Source organism: Catenulispora acidiphila DSM 44928 (assembly GCF_000024025.1).
GTDB lineage: Bacteria > Actinomycetota > Actinomycetes > Streptomycetales > Catenulisporaceae > Catenulispora > Catenulispora acidiphila.
On record NC_013131.1, the window covers coordinates 4,605,186 to 4,621,730 of the forward strand.

Consider the following 16,545-nt stretch of genomic DNA (forward strand, 5'->3'; position numbering starts at 1 on the left):
CCGGGAGGACGGCGGCCCCGGAAGCCGGGCGAGAGTTATGCGGCGCGCGGACGGCCCGCGTCGGGGTCTTCGGCTGCGGCGCTGGTGTCTGGGCCCTGACGGTCCGGTTTCGGGCCGGAGCGCGCGGCTCCGGCGGGCCTGCCGCCGCGCTTCTTGGGACCGGTGGCGATACCGGGGCGGCGGGTGCTGCCGGGAGCGTGGCCGAAGGCGTTGCGGGCCGAGGCGCGGATCAGGTTGTCCCGTCCGGCGATCGGGGCCGGCAGCGGCTGGGTCCGCAGCGTGAAGGCGGGCCGCTGCTGGGAGCCGGTGACCAGCCGTGCCGCGGCCTGGAACGCGCCGAGATGGGACAGGTCGTGCTGAAGCAGGATCGGGGTGGTGTGCCGCTCCAGCAGCCGGGAGTCTTCGGGGCTCGAGTTGAAGAACAGCTTCGTTCTAGCGTTGGCGGAGATGCCTTCGCGCAGGTCGTTCGGGAGCTGGGCGAGGTTCTGGTGGGCCAGGGTGAGCGAGAGCCGGTAGCCGCGGGCCTCGGCGAGCATGTCCTCCATCGGATACGGGAGGTTGAGGAAATTCTGGAACTCGTCCAGGTAGAGGCTGCAATCGCGGCGCAGGTGCTGCGGCAGCTTCGCCCGGCGGGACGCGGCCTGCCACACCTTCGCCACGACGAAGCTGCCAAGCAGCTTGGCGGTCTCCTCACCGATGACGCCCTTGGGCAGGCGCACCAGCAGGACCCCGCCGTCCAGGACCTTCTCCATGTCGAAAGAGCTGGGGCCGTCGGCGATCGAGTCGCGGACGAACGAGCGGAGCAGGAACGCACGCAGCTTGTTCATCAGCGGCCCGACGTGGTTCGCCCGCTGGGCGTCGGACAGCTGCTCGTACTGGGACCAGAAGCCGCGAAGCACCGGGTCTTTCAGTCCGGCGGTCATACGCCGGCGGTAGGCGTCCTCGCCGAGCAGCCTGGGAATGTCCGCGAGGGAGACGCCGCCGGTCGCCGCCTCCGGCGCGTGTAGAAGCGTCAGGCATGCGCTGCGCAGGTTGTCGTCGGTGCGCGGGCCCCAGAAGCTGGAGAAGATCCGGCCGAACAGCCCGCACAGGTTGTCGACGATCATGTCGACCTCGTCGGGCCGCTCCAGCTGCAGAACGTTGAGACTCGGTGGCGCGGAGGCGTCGTCGGGATCGAAGACGACGGTGCGGCCGACCGCCGATTCGGGCAGGCGGGCCAGAATGTCGTTGACGAGGTCGCCCTTGGGGTCAATGACCACGACACCGCGCCCGGCGGCCACGTCGTCGAGGATCATGTGGGTCATCAGGGTCGACTTGCCGGAGCCGGTGGCTCCGAGGATGTGGACGTGCTGGCGGGAGTCGGCCACCGCGAGCCCGACCGGCCTGGGGTTGGCCGATTCGGAGACGCCCAGCGGTTTGACCGGCGGCACCGAGGCGTCTGCGTCCGGCCCGGTGGGCGTGAGGATGCCCGGCGGCGGGACGGCGGTGCGGGCTCCGGCGCGCTCGACGCCGGGGGCAGCCGGGTCGGTCGGAAGGTGCGCGATCGCCGCCAGCTCGGCGACGCCCAGCAGGCTGCCTCGCCCTGCGAACCGTCTGCTGTTGAGGCACTTGACGGAACCTGACAGCTTCTTGCGGGCGAACCAGTTCTGCCCGGCGAACATGGAGAACGCGCTCGCGATCGCGTGGGCCCGCCCGCGCAGCCGCGGACTCTTTGCGGTCTCGCCGCTCGCGGTGGACGAGGCGGCGTACAGCACGCGCACGTCCCACAGCCCGCCAGCGAGCTTGGCTGAGGCGGCGCGCAGCTCGGCGGTCTTGGTCGGGTCCGCCGGGACGCCCGGGATCCGCGCCGGGAGGCGGGAGGCGGTGCTGTTCGCGCCAGGGGTGACGGAGTCCAGGATCCTGGACAGCGGGCTGGCCGAGCGTCCAGTGCGCATCGCGGTCAGCTGACGTCGCGCGCGGCGGGTCCGGCGCCCGGTGACCGGGCGGGCCAGGATCTGAACGGCGGTGTGCTCATCGCCGGACAGCCCCGCGCACGCGCCCAGCAGCGGGCGCAGCGGGTCGGAGTCGTGGTTCGTCTCGATCGGCAGCAGCTCGGTGCGCGCCGGGCGAAGACGGCCGCCGGTCGCCGCAGCCGAGGCGGGAAGCAGCGCCGCGCTACTTGCGGGCTGGGTGTCGGTGGCCGCGCCCGGCCAGGCCGAGGCGATGGCGCGGTCGACCATCCCGGGCGGCACCACGCCCGGGACCCAGATCGAGATCCGCAGACCGGCGCGGGTCCAGCCGTATTCGAAGGCCAGGTGCGGCTGCCCGGATAGCAGCCGCCGGCGCGCTGGGCGCAGCAGCCCGAGCAGGTGCGACCACAAGGCGTGCGCGCCGTCGGCGTCGACCTTCGGCGGGGCCATCACCGTGATCAGCCGGGCGTTCTCGGTGAACCTCTCGTGGACGGCGCGGCGGTGCCGGGCACGGGCGAACAGGGCTGTGGCGATGACGGACAGGGTCAGCGGCCCCCAAAGCGGGCCATAGGAAAGCGCGAAGCGCCCGGCGGTACGGCCCAGGTGTGCGAACTCGGCCCCAGGGTGGGTGATCAGCCGCGCGATCAGGCCGGAGGCGGCGTGCGGGCTTGGGACGGACGGGCTCGGCGTAGGTGCGGCGGTGTGGTGCAGGATCAAAGGAGCATCCCGTCAGGGTCGTCGAGGTCGGCAGTGGTGAATGCGAGGTCTGATTCCTCGGCGTCGGGGTCTTCGCTGTCGGGGTCGAAGTAGCCGTCCGGCTCGTCCTCACCGACGAGGTCGGCCGGATTGGTCGTCGCGACCGCGTACTCGGTTTCGGAGGCGACAGCGGCGAAGGCGACCCGCTGCTCGCCGGCAGCCAGGAGTCCGGTTCCGACCGGGGCGGCGGCCAGGAAATCCCGCTCGCCTGCGGACAGGTGGAAGGCGTCGGCGACCGCGTCTAGCGCCTGCGGCGCCTGACGGAGCAGGATCTGCGTGCTGGCGTTGGCGACGACCGCCCGGCCCAGATCCGTGGACAGCACATCGGCGGTGTCCTGCGTGATCACGGCGAGACCGGCCCACCACTTGCGCGCGGCCTTGGCCATGCGCAGCAGAAACTTCGCGCCCTCCGGCTCGCGCATCAGCAGCCACGCCTCGTCGACCACGACCAAGCGCCGGCGGCGCTCGCGCGAGGTGACCTGCCGCCACACCGTGTCCAGGACCAGCAGCGTCCCGACCGACTTCAGCTCCTCGGGCAGGTGCCGCAGGCAGAACACCTGAAGATGCCCCGACGGAGCCGTGGTCGTCGGGCCGTCGAACAGCCCGGCCCACGAGCCGGTGGTGAACGGCTCCAGCTTCGCCGCGAGCGAGACCGCTGCCGGGTCTGAGTTCGCGTGCAGCGCCTCGGCCAGATCCGACAGGATCGGCGCCTGCCGCTTCCAGGTGCGCGGGTCGGCGGTGATGCCGACGGCGGCGTATGCGGCCAGGACCGCCCGGTCCAGCGCGGCGCGCTCGGCCGGGGTGAGCGGCTCCCCGACGAGGACGGTGATGAAGGTGTGCAGGAACAGCGCGCGGCGGACCAGGGCGTTGGACTTGCCCGCCGACTTCTCGGCGTTCTCCGGAAGGTCGAACGGGTTCAACCGCACCCCGTCTGCGCCGAGGTCGAGGTACGCGCCGCCGACGAGTGCGGCCAGGCGCTCGTACTCGTTCTCCGGGTCGACGATCAGGACCTGGACCCCGCCGTAGAGGCTGCGCAGGATCTCCAGCTTGGAGAAGAACGACTTCCCGGCCCCGGAGCGGGCCAGCACGATCGAGTTGTAGTTGTCCTGCGCCCACCGGTCGTAGATGACCAGCCCGCTCGAGGCGGCGTTTACGCCGTAGAGGATGCCGTCCGGGGCGGCGGTGTCAGTCGGGTCGATCGGCGACAGGTCGGGGCTGGTGAACGGGAACGCGGAGGCGAGGCTGGCGGTGTCGAAGGTGCGGCGCAGCTTGATCGCGTCCACGCCCAGCGGCAGGCAGCTGGTCCACCCAGCCAGCGCCCGGAACGAGGTCGGCTGCATCTGCAGCAGCAGCCCCGAGGCAAGCGACTTGACCGCGGACGTCTGCTCCGCGAGAGCCTTCTCGGACCCGGCATACACGGTGAGGTACAGACCGACACGGAACAGGCGACCTTCGCCGCGGGCGAGTCGATACGCGAGTTCGGTGGCGTCCTCGGCGGCGGCTTCGGCGTAGGGGTCGGCCAGGCGTCCCTTCTCGAAGTCCGATCGTCGGCCGGACTCAAAGCGCGCCCGCTGGCGACGGAGCCGCTCGGCGGCGACCTGGGTCTCGATCGGCTCGATGTGCAGCGAGACGTCCAGCCGTCCCGGGTAGGTCAGCAGCGGCTCGAGCCAGCCGGGGCCGACCTCGGAGGGGAAGCCGGTGACCGCGAAGCTGGCGGCGTACATCTCCCCGATGCGCAGATAGCGCGGGGCGACCTGCACCGACTCCGGCGCTGGCATCGCGTCCAGGGCACGGACCGGCGCGCTTGCGCCTTCCTTCTCGCGCCGTATTCGAGCGCGGCTGGTGAGCGTCATCGCTCGGTCTCTCCTTCCAGGGGTTCGGCCTCCTGGCCCGCGCCGGTGGCGTCGGTCAGCAGGTGGCGCAGGCGCTCGGATTCGAAGGCGCGCACCGGGATCTGCGCGCCGGACAGGGCGCGGGCGGCCTCGTCCACGCGGCGGTGCAGCCGCATCGGCGCCGAGGCGTCGGGGCTGGCAGCGCTTGTCTTCCGGCCGCGTCCGGTGCGCGGCTCGCGCGCGGCCAGCAGCACCTGGCGGTGCAGGACATCGCGGCGGCCGGCCAGGGCCTCGAGGTAGTCGGCGTGCTCGGCGGCAGCCTGCTCGAGCGCCGGGTGCGGCAGGCTGGGAGCTGCGGCGCGCAGCTGGTCCACCGCGCCGGACAGGTCCAGGCGGTGCGTGCGCACCAGCAGCTGGACCGGCGCTGTGAGGCCGTTGAGCCAGCGGCCGAACGCGGCCACGAGGGCGTCCTGCTCGCCGGCGGTGCGCAGCGCGAAGTTGACCGTGCCGCAGGCGGCCAGCGCCGAGAAGCCCTCGGCACCGAGGTCGAACACGCCGGTCTCGTCGATCCCGCGTGCGGGCATCGTCATCGCTGCGGGCGCCGGTCCGGCCTTCGCGCGGACCGCCTTGGGCAGGAACTCCGGCAGCGCCGGAGTCTGCTCCTCGCCGCTGGGCACCAGGTGCTTCTTCGCCCGGCCGTGGCGCAGCGCAGCCAAGACGAAGCGGTCGGCCGTCAGCCCGTCGCGCTTGCCCAAGGCCAGCCCGATCGCGATCGCGGCGATCGGCGCAGCCGGAGCGATCAGGTAGGCCGAGGGGACCTTCGGCAGGGCGGCGTGCGCGGTCATGAATCCGGCCCACACCAGAAGCCCCGTGGCGGCCAGGACCACCACCTGGCGAGCGGTGAGCCTGGCCACGATCACGTCCGGGCGGTCCACGTCGGCCGGGATACGGGTGGCGTAGCGTGCCTGTTCTTCCTCACGCATCGCGGCCACCTGCCGCGCGCCGCTGCCGGGCGGCCGACCGGCGCGCCCGCAGCGTGATCTCCCGTGCCGGATCGATCCGGGTCGGAGCCGAGACGATGAGCCGGTCGTAGATCAGCTTCTGCAGGGAAGGGCGCGGCTTGCGGTGCCGGCCCCGGTAGGCGCCGTGCGCGCTGGAGGCAGGGCGGTGGTTGGTCAACGGGAACCTCCTGGTGTCGTGGGTTTGCGTGCGGCGGCGCCTCGGCCGGAGGCGTTCTTCGGCGCGGCCATCGTGGTCGGGGCCTTGACCGGAGCCGGGCGCGCTGGGGTCGCGGCGGCGGGGGTCTTGGCCGCTGGTCTGGGCCGCGCGCTGCTCGTGGCAGCCGCTCCGCTCGCGGAGGCTGCGGCCGGCGTCCGGGCCGGGGCTGCCTTGCGTGTCGGTGCGGTGCGGCGCGAGCTGCTCGCTGCGGCGGCGGCTGCGGCAGCAGCGGCCGTCGCCCCGGTCGACGGGCCGGACGAGGGCCTGGGCCGTCGGGCTGGCGATGTCGTCGAGGGCTTGCTCGGGGGCGGGGTCGGCGCGGCCGGAGATGCGGCCGGGGTGATCTGGCCGCTGCGGTCGAACAGCGCGGGCTGGCGCTGCGCGGATCGCGGCGGCGGGGGCGGGACGAACTCCGTCAGGGTCGAGGGCGGACCCGGGCGAGGTGTCCTGGCCACCGGAGGGAACAGCCCCGGCTGCACCACGCGCGGCTTGGGCTTGCTCGCGGTCTCGGCCTGCCGCTTGGCAAGGCGGTCCTGCGTGCCCATCGGCAGCGCTGCGACCGGGCCGGGCGAGGCGGCCACCGCCGGGAGTGCGCGGGTGCCGACGACCTCTCCGGCGATGACGCGTGGGGAGTTCGGCTGGACGCGGGTGACGGTGACCGTCGCCCGGCCGCCCGGCCGGGGACGCGGACCTGCGGGCACCAGCGGCCCGCCCGGACCCCTGCCGCCTCCGCCTCGCCCGCCGGGACCCGTCGGGCCCGGACCGCGACCGGCGGACGGCCGTCCGCCGGAGCGCTGGCGCCGGCCTCGAAGACCGGCCGCGCCCATGAGCTTGTAGGTCGCGATGCCTTTCGCCATCGCCAGCAGCTGGGAGCGGCCGAAGATGCTGCGGCCGACCCAGAACGGAATCTTGATCAGGATGAAGAACAGGGTGATGAACACGAGCAGGTCGGTCAGGCCGCCGCCGGTCGGGAACCCCAGCGCGGTCTGCCCGCCGGGGTCAAGGAAGATCCGCAGCGCGGTGACGAGCGTGAGCGACTGGCCCAGCTGGATCGCCAGGGTGCCGATCACCGCCCGCCACCACAGCCGGGCCATCCCGTCGGTCTGCGGCAGCGCGTGGCAGGCCAGCGCGACCGGCGCGGCCACCGCGAGAAGCACCATCAGCGCGACCCGCACCATGTAGGTCACGAGCAGCACCACGGCCATGACGGCGGCGACCAGGCCGAGGATCGCCAGGAAGATCCCGCCTGAGTTCAGGATCGACCCGGTGATCATGTGGGCCAGGGCGGTTCCGGCCGCCTTGGGATCCAGGCCCTGGCCCATGATCCCGGCCGCGAGGGAGTCGGCGAGATGGATGATCAGGCCGAGGACCGCGAGGCTGGCGTTGCCGACCAGGAATCCGGCGAACAGGCGCGGGGCGATGTCCTTCATCGCGTACCGGGTCTGCAGCGTCTCGTGGGTCATCACGATGACCCCGCCGGCCAGGACGAACAGGACGTAGAACCCGTTCGCCAGCAGCGCCATCGTGGTCCAGATCTGGCCCACCCGCGGCATCGTGGTGACGTCCGGGGTGCTCAGCACGGTGGAGCCCAGCAGGTTCAGCACCGGGTTGAGGGCGTCGGTCACCAGAGAGGCGAACCAGTCGTTGATCGCCTTCTCGATCTGGCCGGGGATGTCCCAGAAACTCGGGTCGCTGTTGCCTCCGCTCGAGCTGGTTCCGCCGGATGCGCCGGGAGCCGGGACGGTGTCGGTCGGGGTGGGCGCGCCTGGCCCCAGCACGATGCCGGGACCCGACGGAGACGGGCTCGGCTGTGGTGCCGGATCGGCGCGGATCGGGGCGGCGGCGACCGGTGCCGCCGCCTTCTGCGCGGTCGCGGCAGAGGCCGCCGGGATCGCGATCATCAGTGCCGCGATCGCGGCGAGGAGCGCGGCGAACGCGCGGGCGGCGGGCCGGGCCGAAGCCCGGCCGCCCACGCCCCCGGCGCGCGGGGGAACGGACTTCGGCTCGGTGGTCATCTCAGCCGCCGACCAGGCCCTTGAGGACAGTCACCACGACCGGCGCGAGGACCGCCAGGCAGTAGCCCATCCCGGCCGACTTGAAGCAGGTCTTGGCCTTCTCCACCTCGGCCGGATCGCCGGCGGCAAGGACGTAGCGGACGCCGCCGATGGTGAGCATCAGCGTGGCCAGCACAGCCAGGATGCCGATGAGCCAGTTGGTGACATTGCTGATGACGGTCGGGATGTCGGCCGCCGCCAGGTACTGCCCGCCGTCGCCGGAGACAGCGGCCATCGCCGGGCTCGCGCCGAGCGCGGCCAGAAGCGCTCCGGAGGTGACGGCTGCCGCGATGCGCAGGTGCCGACGACGGGGCCGGGCCGACGAGGCCGCTATGTCCGCGGGCTCGCCCGTTTCCGGGCGCGCGGAATCGATCTGCTGGTGCATGGGGTGGGTCCTTTGGTGCTTGTGCGGGGAGGGGATGTGCGGCTGCGCGCCGGGGATTCCGGGGCGGGCTCGGCGCCGCGAGCGAGGAGGCTCGGGGCGGTCTGGAAGGCCGAGGTTTTGCCGCGAGAGGTGAAGCGGAACTGCGATCGCCGAGGGGTCCGGTCAGGCCGCCGCGCGCACGACACTCGCTCCTTCTCGGATGAGGTCGGTGTCAGGCAGTGGAGGGGTCAGCACCACGCGGAAGGTGCGGCAGGCCCTGGGTCTCGGAGCCGGGCGGAAAGATCCCGGCACATCATTAGTCCAAAAACAGGCCCGGATTTTCGGGCCGAGGCCGAAGAACTTTTTGACAGTCCGTCAGATCGCTCCAGAGGCGAGCGCCTCGACCAGCCGGGCTTCGGCTGCGGCGCGGCGATCGAACAGCGTCGTGGTCGCCACCTTTAGCTCTGCGCCGACGTCGGCCAGGTTGCGCTCTTCCAGCCGGGTGCGGCCGATGTACTCCGCCTCCTCGGCCGTGATCACTCCGGCCCGCACGGCGCGGGCGAGCACGATGTCGGGGTGTCCGACCGGGAAGCACGGCGGGCCGGAGACCAGCCCGTCAGCCGACAGGTCGGCCATGTCCCCGGCGGCCTCGCGGTAGGGGATGCGCGCCATGTTGAACGCCTTGTTCGCCAGCGCGCCGGCCACGCTCTCGATGCCGGCGTCGTCCAGGTCGATCGTGCGCAGTGCGATCAGGAATCCCTCGACCATTTCGGCCTGCACCTCGGCGGTGTCGGCGCCGGGGAAGCACGCCTTGAGCATGCCGGCCTTGGACATCAGCGCGGGCCCGGCCAGGCCGCAGGCGACCACCGTCCATCCGGAGTTCTTGGTGCGGGTCTGCCGCACGATCTCGGCCCAGATGTTGTTGGCGATCGCCGCATCGGTTTCGACGTCCCACAGCAGCTCGGTGATTTCGTTCAGATCCATCACTGACTCGGGCGCGGCGTCGGTGGCCGGGACGGCCAGGTACAGGTGCTGCGGGTCAATGCGAAGCAGGTCGAAAGTCTTCTTCAGGGATTTCAGCGGAAGAGTAGTGGCGGCCATTTCGGCGCTCCGTTCATTCGGTGCGGTTGGGATGGCCACATCGAACGATTCGCGATGCGCAAAAAGTACGCACGAAATACGCACGGGCTGCCTTCGAGCGGCACTTCCAGCCTTTAGAAGCCCGTGCGTATTTCGTGCGTAAAACCCGGCCGACCAGGGTTTTGCGCACGCCTTGCCGCACGCTCAAGCACGCTGCCGCCACGCCTAAAAGATCTTGAAATTGGCTGGCTGGCGCCCGTGCTCGCGGTCCCGCGCCCGGACGGGATCCTGGGTCGGGCCATGGCCGCGCGCGACGTCGCAAGCCGCGCTCGCGCCGTGCGCATTCCGTGCGTATTTCGTGCGCATTTGCTGTCTGAACTGCGGCTAAGCATCCAGCGCACGGGGAAAGCGCGCGGACTGGCCGCATCGGAGCCACGGGTGGCGAGCGCGTCGCGCCCCGAGCCACGCGACAAGCTCGCCTCTCGGCGGCTCGTCGCACGCGAGGATGGCGGCACGCCGAGGACGCGCGGCTGGACAGGCTCGGACGCGGGCCATGCCGACGTCGCACGTCATTGCCGCTTTACGCACGCGCCTTTCAGCTCAGCCGCCGGGGAATGCGCATTTCCCCACGGTGTGAACTGGATCACATTTTGACTTGCGGCCGAAAATCCGGGGTCTTTTTTGGACTAATGAAGTAGGTCAGCACGACGCGGTGCCGCACGACGCGAAAACGTCATGACACAGCACCCGCACAGCGCCCCGGGAACCCTCGGCGACGCGCATCCCGGCACCAGCGGCCGGAGTACTGAAAGCACCAATCGTCCCGCCAGGCGGCAGCGGATCCGCGGCTGCGGAGTCCCGCCGAACGTCTGGTTCGCCCCTCACCCCGACACCCGCCAGCCCACCGAAGACACCGGCTCCCAGACCCCCGACTGGGTGCTCGCCGAGATCATCCGCCAGTTCACTACGCCCGACCAGAACTACCTCGTCAGCCACCTCGCCTACCCGGGCTGTCTGGGCGGCAATACCGGCTTCAGCCACATCCCCGGCTTCGTGCCGATCGACGATCCGGTTGCGGCGGCGAACGCCGACTTCTATAGGCGCTACGCCCTGCACGTCGTGACCCCGGTGCCCTCCGATGGCGACTGCGGCGGGGAGCGACGCTGGCACGGATCCACCCCCGCACAGGCGTACCTCGCACGCCTGGAACACAAGACCAAGGACGCCCGGGACCACCTGGAAGTCGGCGGGATCTTCGCCGTCCTGGTGCCCCGGCCCCGCCCCGGTGCGGACTTCGCCGACGACACCGGAGCCGTCATCGCCGCGGCGCGCGACGCGGGCCTGGACTACCTGCAGCACATCGCCGTGGTCGACGCCTTCATCGACGACGAGGGGATCACGCCGACCCTCGCCGAGGCCGATCTGGACGCCTTCTACTCCGCCCGCGCGGCGGGACTTCCGGTCCACGCCCGCGCCCATCAAGACCTGCTCATCTTCCGCAAGCCCGAACAGGACGACGACCTTGACTGACAGCACCACCACCGCCCCGACCGGCCGCACCCCGGCCCGCAGCCTGTCGGGGATACCCACCTCGATCTGGGTCACCGCGCAGCGCAACTCCCGCGCCCAGCGCACCGGCCGCTACACCCCGGACTCGGTCGCGCACCCGGCCAAGATGCTCCCGGACATCGCCGCCTACGCCATCTCCACCTACACCCAGCCTGACGATCTGGTCGTCGACCCGATGTGCGGAATCGGCACCACCCTGGTCGAGGCGCTGCACCTCGGACGGCGCGCCCTGGGCGTGGAGTACGAGGCCCGCTGGGCCAAGTACGCCGAGGCCAACATCGCCCTGGCCCGCGCCCAGGGAGCCGTCGGCACCGATGCGAAAGTGATCCGCGCGGATGCCCGCAAGCTGGCGAAGGTCGCGCCGCCGGAACTGCTCGGAACCGCCGCCCTGGTCATCACCTCCCCGCCCTACGGCGCGGCGGTCCACGGCCAGATCAAGGCCACCGCCGAGACCGGCGAGAAGGGCGTGCAGAAGTTCGACTACCGCTACTCCACCGACCGCGGGAACCTCGCCCACGTCGGCCGCGAGGAACTGGTCGCCGGCTTCGCCCAGATCCTGTCCGGCTGCCGGGAACTGCTGCGCCCCGGCGGCGTGGTCGCGGTGACCGCCCGGCCCTGGCGGGAGCACGGGGAACTGGTCGATCTGCCCTCGGAGGTCATCGCCGCCGGGGTGGCGGCGGGCCTGCAGCCGATCGAGCGGTGCCTGGCCCTGATCGCCGGAGTCCGCGACCGGCAGCTGGTCACCCGGCCGAGCTTCTTCCAGCTCGCGAACATCCGCCAGGCCCGCGCCGCCGGCGTCCCGATGCACCTGATCGTGGCGGAGGATGTCCTGCTGTTCCAGGCGCCGGGACCGGCTCTCGACGGCCCTGAAACCGAGCCTGGCCGCGCCTGGAAGCAGGCCGACGGCGACGGCGGTTCGGGCGAGATTCCGGAGATCGTGTGAGCGCCGGAGCCGAGATCTGCCAGGGCCGACCTGCGCTGTGCCCGCGCTGCGAACACGACCTCATCGACGACCCCGCCGGGCCCTGGTGCCGCACCTGCCACACCGCCCAGACCGGGGCCCGACGGCACGGCCCGTGCCCGATCCCGGCGACCGCGACCGGCAACACCCCGCGCACGAAGGGACTGCGGCTGTGCCGGGCTCACGCCCGCCGTCTGGTCGATCGCGGCGGCCCCGACGCCGTTGTCCGCGACACCTGACACCGCCGTAACTCCTTGACCTGTCCAGCCCGTGAAGGAGCGCGCAGGCACCGCCTGATCCGACCCCAGAACCCCCGCCCCAATGCACCCCGCACCGCCCGCAAGGAGCACCACTTGATCCGCCGCACCACCCTCGGCACGACGGCCGCCGCCGTCGCCACCGCCGGCCTGCTGGCCGCCTCGCTGTCCGCCTGCGGCAGTGACCACCGCCCCGCCCCGGCAGGACGTCCCAGCCACGCGTCCGCCCCGGCGACCGGGACACCGTCCACGGCCTCGACACCGTCGGGACCGACCGGTCCGGCGCTGCGCGCCGTGCTCCCCACGAAGGCGGACCTGGCTGCCGGGATCAACGTCTCCGGTGTCTACGACACCGGTACGCAGTTCACCGCCGAGACCGACCTTCCGGCCCCGTCGCTGCCGACCGCCGACTGCACCGCCGCCCCCGCGATCGACGCCGACGTCCTCACCGGCGACTACCGCGCTGCCTACGCCAGCGAGGAACTCGACAACGCCGGCAACTCCCTGCAGCTCGTGGTCGCCGCGACCAACCCCGGCGACGCGGCCAAGCAGCTCGCCGAGATCCGCGCCTTCGCCAATCGCTGCGCCAGCTTCGCCGCGCCGGACTCTGCCGGCCTGTCCGTCGGCGGCACCGTCGCGCTGGACTCGTTCGCCGGAATCGGCGACGAGGCAATCCGCATCCGGGTCGCCGCCGCCGGACCGGACGCGGCGAAGTACTCCCAGCCCGAGGTCCTCCTCGTCCGCGTCGGCGACACGATCGCCGCCGTCTCCGACGCCGACCAGACCCGCAACGAGGCCGCCACCGTCTCGGCCGCCCGGCTCCTGGCCGACCGCCTCACCGGCAAGTAGCACCCGCCCGAACTCCGGCCCGATCCCGCTCCCACCGCTGCCGCAACTCCCGCAAGGAGAACTGCTTGAACCGCCGCACCACCCTCGTCAAGACCGCCGTCTACCTCGCCGCCGCCGGCACGATCACCGCAGGTGTCAGCGCCTGCGGGAGCAGCCACCCGGCCGCGCGCTCCGGCACCGCCGCAACGGCTGTGAAGAGTCCGGCAACCAGTACGGCACCGGACCTGACCGCCACCGGCACCGCCCTGAAGGCGCTGCTCCCGGCTGGCGCCGACCTCGCCTCCGCCGTCACCGTCACCGACGCCGCCGACAGCGGCCAGAACTGGACCGACCCCGACGCGCTACCGGCCCCTGCCCTGGTCGGCGCCGACTGCCTCGTCGTCCCACAGATCACCGCCGACGAGGCCACCGCGGACTACCGCGCCGCCTACGCCCAGGAGACCCTGGCCGCGCACGGCGTGCCCATCGCGCAGATCGTGCTCGCTGCCACCAACCCCGGCGACGCCGCCCGCCAGATCGCCGAAGTCCAGTCGCTCACCGAGCGCTGCCAGACCTTCAACGCCCCCAACGCCAACGGCGCGAGCGTCGGCGGAGCCGTCTCCGCCACGGAGATCTCGCACCTGGGCGATCAGGCGCTGGACGTCCGCATCACCGCCACCGGCCCGGACGCCGCGAAGTACCAGCAACCCGAGCTGATCCTGGTGCGCGTCGGCGACAAGCTCGCCGTCATCAGCGACGCCTACCCGGACGCCGACAACGGCTCGGCGCTCAAGGCCGCCACGGTGCTGGCCGCGCGCCTGACCGGCCAGCCGGTCTAACCCACCTCGCCCCCCGGCCGGACCACCGGCCCACCCCTCGGGGTCCGGCCGGGCCTTCCTCCCTGCCTTCCGCATCCTGCATTTCGACCATCTTGGAGTCGTCCTTGACCGCGCTCGCCGCCGCCCGTCCCGCCATCGTCCGAACCCTGGCCGCCACTCTCGGTTTGACCGCCGTGTGGGGCCTGGTCTCCGGACTCACGCAGCACCACTTCGCATACGCCTGCCTGTTGGTCGGCCTCGTCCTCGCCCGCTGCCTGACCAAGGCCCCGGCACCGCGCACCGCCCTGCTCCCGGTGATCGCCGCCGCCCTGGCCTTCGCCGTCGGATTCGTCGGCGACTTCCTGGCCGTGGCCATCCAGCTGTGGGTCCACTACGACATCCCGGCCGGCGTCATCTTCGACCACTCCGGCGAGCTGTTTAGCAACGTCGCCGACGGCCACTCCGCGATGGACTGGATCTTCTTCCTGCTCGCCGCGATCGCCGCCGCCGGCCTGACCGCCGGCCGCCAACTGTCCGGCGCCGACCCCTTCACCCGGGCGACCTCGACCTCGTCGGCGGCTGACCGGGAGTCCTCCGCCTCACCGGCCGCCATCTGCGACTTCCGCTCTGAACCGGCGGCCCAGGCGCCGCCGCGCCCACCCCGATTCCCTCTTGAACAGGACTCCCATGGCCTTCGACACCGACGCCTACATCCGCGACCTCGCCGCCGTCCACGGCCTGGCCCCCAAGGCCGGCGACACCGACCGCGCCGACCTCACCAGCCGCGCGGTGCGCGCCGAACTGGAGGACATCAAGACCCGCACCCAGGCCCTGCACGACTGGTCGGCGGCCGTCGTCGCCGACCACGACGCCGCCAAGCCCCACACCGCCGAAACCGCCGCCGTCGGTGCCGCGGCGCGCCGTTCCCGGCCCGCACGCCGCCGTGCCGCCGCCCGCCCGTCCGCGCGGCCCCAGCGCTAGCCACGACCCGCCACCCCTCAGGAGACCTATGACCACACAGCACCACCAGAACAGCCCCCACCCGACCAAGCCCCCCACGATCCAAGCCCTCTCCATGGGGGCCGGAGTGCAAAGCTCGGCACTCCTTCTGATGTCCGCCCAGGGACTGCTACCCAAGCTCGATTACGCCGCCTTCGCCGACACCGGCTGGGAACGCCCCGAGACCTACGCCGCCCTGGACCGGCTGGAGAACGAGGTCGCCAAGCCCGCCGGAATCGAGATCGTCCGCCTGTCAGCCGGCGACATCCGCCGCGACGCGCTCGACCCGAACTCACGGTTCTCCACGATGCCGATGTTCATCAAGAACCGCGACGGCTCCAAAGGCATGCTGCGCAGGCAATGCACCTCCACCTACAAGATCAAGATCTTGCTTGCGGAGGCCCGCCGACGCCTCGGGGCCGAGGTCTTCGACGACGGGCGCATCGGCCGCGTCAAGCGCAGCCAGCACCTGAACATGTGGGTCGGAATCAGCTCCGATGAGTTCCACAGGGCCAAGGACTCCGGCGTGAAGTACGCCGTCAACACCTTCCCCCTGCTCGAGCTGGGTCTCACCCGCGCCGACACGCAGGCGTACCTCGACTCCCACGGGTTCGCGGCCGTGTCCAAGAGTGCGTGTGTTGGGTGCCCTTACACCTCAAACGCTGGCTGGAGAAATCTGAGGGACAACCACCCCGAGCAGTGGAACCAGGCCGTCGAGTTCGACCACGCCATCCGCGAAGGCTCCGCCCGCGCCAACGCCAATGGCCGGCCGCTGCTCGGCCAGGCGTTCCTACACCCCTCGCTGCAGCCGCTGGACTCCGCGTCGATCGACGCCCCGCCCAAGCGCCGACACCTGCGCCTCGTCGGCGCCGACGAAGCCGACAACTGGGAGGACGGCGACCCCGACGGCTGCTCACCGTGGGCCTGCCGCTCCGGACGACCGGAGACCCCGCCGGGCTCCTCGGAGGTGGCCGCTTGAGCCTGGCACGCGCGGGCAGCGCGCCCCGGCTCGGCAGCCTCTGCACCGGGTACGGCGGACTTGATCTGGCCGCGAAGGCGGTGTTCAGCGCGCGGCCTGTCTGGTTCGCCGACAACGACCCGGACGCGGTCCGGGTGCTCAAGCACCACCACCGGCGGGTGCCGAACCTCGGCGACATCACGGGGCTCGACTTCGCCGATCGTGACGCCGTTCCGGGCGTCGACATCCTCACGGCCGGGTGGCCGTGTCAGGACATCTCGATCGCCGGACGCGGCGAGGGACTGAAGAAGGGAAACAGGAGTGGACTTTGGTTCACCGTCGCAGCCGCCGTTCGCGATCTACGACCCGATCTCGTGCTGCTGGAAAACGTTGCTCAGCTCCGAGGGCGCGGGCTCGACCGGGTCCAAGCCGACCTGGCCGGCAGCGGGTACCACACGGAATGGCTCAGCCTACGAGCAGCCGAAGTTGGCGCCCCGCACCGACGAGCCCGCATGTTCATCCTCGCCTGGCAACCCGGCGAGCCCGCGCAGCGGCTCCTTGAAGCTGCTGCCCACACCCCAGGCCCGCGACGGCGACGGGCGGGGAGCGTCCAATCCTGTTGCGCGCCGGGCGGGGGGTCACTCGGTCGGGCTGGACGACGCGGTATCGGTGCTCACGAGCCCGCGCTCGGAGGTGGTGCTGTTCCCGACGCCCAGGGCCTCGGACGGCACGAAGGGCTCGCCGAACCAGCACGGGTCCAAGGGCGATCTGATGCTCACCTCGGCGATCGCGAGGCTGGCCCGGCATCCGGCCGTGCCCGTCGAGGACCTGCCCGAAGCGGCCTGACCGGGCACTCGTCCTATCCGTGGGGTGTCTACGCCGACGCGGTCCGGCGCTGGGAG

At 72.0% G+C, this 16,545-nt stretch carries 16 protein-coding genes and 1 pseudogene; 9 read left to right on the forward strand and 8 right to left on the reverse strand.

The genetic code is table 11. The features are described from left to right. Window positions 1–35: 35 nt before the first annotated feature. From CACI_RS20160 to CACI_RS20190, 7 genes are all read right to left on the reverse strand, one after another. Window positions 36–2,666, reverse strand: coding sequence for a type IV secretory system conjugative DNA transfer family protein (locus CACI_RS20160; RefSeq protein ID WP_015792673.1), 2,631 nt, complete (start codon window positions 2,664–2,666; stop codon window positions 36–38). After that, window positions 2,663–4,558 (reverse strand): VirB4 family type IV secretion system protein, encoded by a 1,896-nt coding sequence (locus CACI_RS20165; RefSeq protein WP_015792674.1) that lies wholly within the window; start codon window positions 4,556–4,558, stop codon window positions 2,663–2,665. The genes CACI_RS20160 and CACI_RS20165 overlap by 4 nt, the downstream gene beginning before the upstream one ends. Further along, entirely contained in the window at window positions 4,555–5,520 is a 966-nt protein-coding gene (locus CACI_RS20170; protein WP_015792675.1) for a PrgI family protein, read from the reverse strand. The genes CACI_RS20165 and CACI_RS20170 overlap by 4 nt, the downstream gene beginning before the upstream one ends. Next, window positions 5,513–5,716, reverse strand: a complete 204-nt coding sequence (locus CACI_RS20175; protein ID WP_015792676.1) for a hypothetical protein — start codon at window positions 5,714–5,716, stop codon at window positions 5,513–5,515. Before CACI_RS20175 ends, CACI_RS20170 begins: the two co-directional genes overlap by 8 nt. After that, window positions 5,713–7,770 (reverse strand): hypothetical protein, encoded by a 2,058-nt coding sequence (locus tag CACI_RS45845; protein WP_015792677.1) that lies wholly within the window; start codon window positions 7,768–7,770, stop codon window positions 5,713–5,715. The genes CACI_RS20175 and CACI_RS45845 overlap by 4 nt, the downstream gene beginning before the upstream one ends. A gap of 1 nt (window position 7,771) precedes the next feature. Further along, window positions 7,772–8,194, reverse strand: a complete 423-nt coding sequence (locus CACI_RS20185; RefSeq protein WP_015792678.1) for a pilin — start codon at window positions 8,192–8,194, stop codon at window positions 7,772–7,774. A gap of 354 nt (window positions 8,195–8,548) precedes the next feature. Continuing rightward, window positions 8,549–9,274, reverse strand: coding sequence for a hypothetical protein (locus CACI_RS20190; RefSeq protein ID WP_015792679.1), 726 nt, complete (start codon window positions 9,272–9,274; stop codon window positions 8,549–8,551). Between the two features lie 714 nt (window positions 9,275–9,988). On the opposite strand from CACI_RS20190, the gene CACI_RS20195 reads away from it, so the two are divergent. The 5 genes from CACI_RS20195 to CACI_RS20215 all read left to right on the forward strand — a co-directional run bounded on the left by CACI_RS20195 (window position 9,989) and on the right by CACI_RS20215 (window position 13,707). Further along, window positions 9,989–10,783, forward strand: coding sequence for a hypothetical protein (locus tag CACI_RS20195; protein WP_015792680.1), 795 nt, complete (start codon window positions 9,989–9,991; stop codon window positions 10,781–10,783). Continuing rightward, window positions 10,776–11,765: a TRM11 family SAM-dependent methyltransferase gene (locus CACI_RS20200; protein WP_015792681.1), complete on the forward strand. Its 990-nt coding sequence runs from the start codon at window positions 10,776–10,778 to the stop codon at window positions 11,763–11,765. The genes CACI_RS20195 and CACI_RS20200 overlap by 8 nt, the downstream gene beginning before the upstream one ends. Further along, window positions 11,762–12,022 carry a hypothetical protein gene (locus CACI_RS20205; RefSeq protein WP_015792682.1) on the forward strand — a complete coding sequence of 87 codons (261 nt, stop codon included), beginning with the start codon at window positions 11,762–11,764 and terminating at the stop codon, window positions 12,020–12,022. Before CACI_RS20200 ends, CACI_RS20205 begins: the two co-directional genes overlap by 4 nt. 114 nt (window positions 12,023–12,136) lie before the next feature. Further along, window positions 12,137–12,889, forward strand: coding sequence for a hypothetical protein (locus tag CACI_RS20210; protein WP_015792683.1), 753 nt, complete (start codon window positions 12,137–12,139; stop codon window positions 12,887–12,889). Between the two features lie 65 nt (window positions 12,890–12,954). Next, a complete protein-coding gene (locus CACI_RS20215) occupies window positions 12,955–13,707 on the forward strand; it encodes a hypothetical protein (RefSeq protein WP_015792684.1) in 753 nt (250 codons plus the stop codon). Window positions 13,708–14,077: 370 nt separating this feature from the next. On the opposite strand, the gene CACI_RS20220 is transcribed toward CACI_RS20215, so the two are convergent. Further along, window positions 14,078–14,299: a hypothetical protein gene (locus CACI_RS20220; protein ID WP_015792685.1), complete on the reverse strand. Its 222-nt coding sequence runs from the start codon at window positions 14,297–14,299 to the stop codon at window positions 14,078–14,080. Window positions 14,300–14,373: 74 nt separating this feature from the next. Between CACI_RS20220 and CACI_RS20225 the strand changes: the two genes are divergently transcribed. The 4 genes and pseudogenes from CACI_RS20225 to CACI_RS52575 all read left to right on the forward strand — a co-directional run bounded on the left by CACI_RS20225 (window position 14,374) and on the right by CACI_RS52575 (window position 16,489). Then, on the forward strand, window positions 14,374–14,667 hold the full coding sequence (locus CACI_RS20225) for a hypothetical protein (RefSeq protein WP_015792686.1): 294 nt from the start codon (window positions 14,374–14,376) through the stop codon (window positions 14,665–14,667). 28 nt (window positions 14,668–14,695) lie between these two features. Beyond that, window positions 14,696–15,664, forward strand: a complete 969-nt coding sequence (locus tag CACI_RS20230; protein ID WP_015792687.1) for an adenine nucleotide alpha hydrolase family protein — start codon at window positions 14,696–14,698, stop codon at window positions 15,662–15,664. A gap of 80 nt (window positions 15,665–15,744) precedes the next feature. Next, a pseudogene (locus CACI_RS54310) lies at window positions 15,745–16,134 on the forward strand (DNA cytosine methyltransferase); the annotation flags it as partial. Continuing rightward, complete coding sequence (locus tag CACI_RS52575; protein WP_223297739.1) at window positions 16,130–16,489, forward strand: hypothetical protein; 360 nt, start codon at window positions 16,130–16,132, stop codon at window positions 16,487–16,489. The pseudogene CACI_RS54310 and the gene CACI_RS52575, both read left to right, overlap by 5 nt. Window positions 16,490–16,545 lie beyond the last annotated feature (56 nt).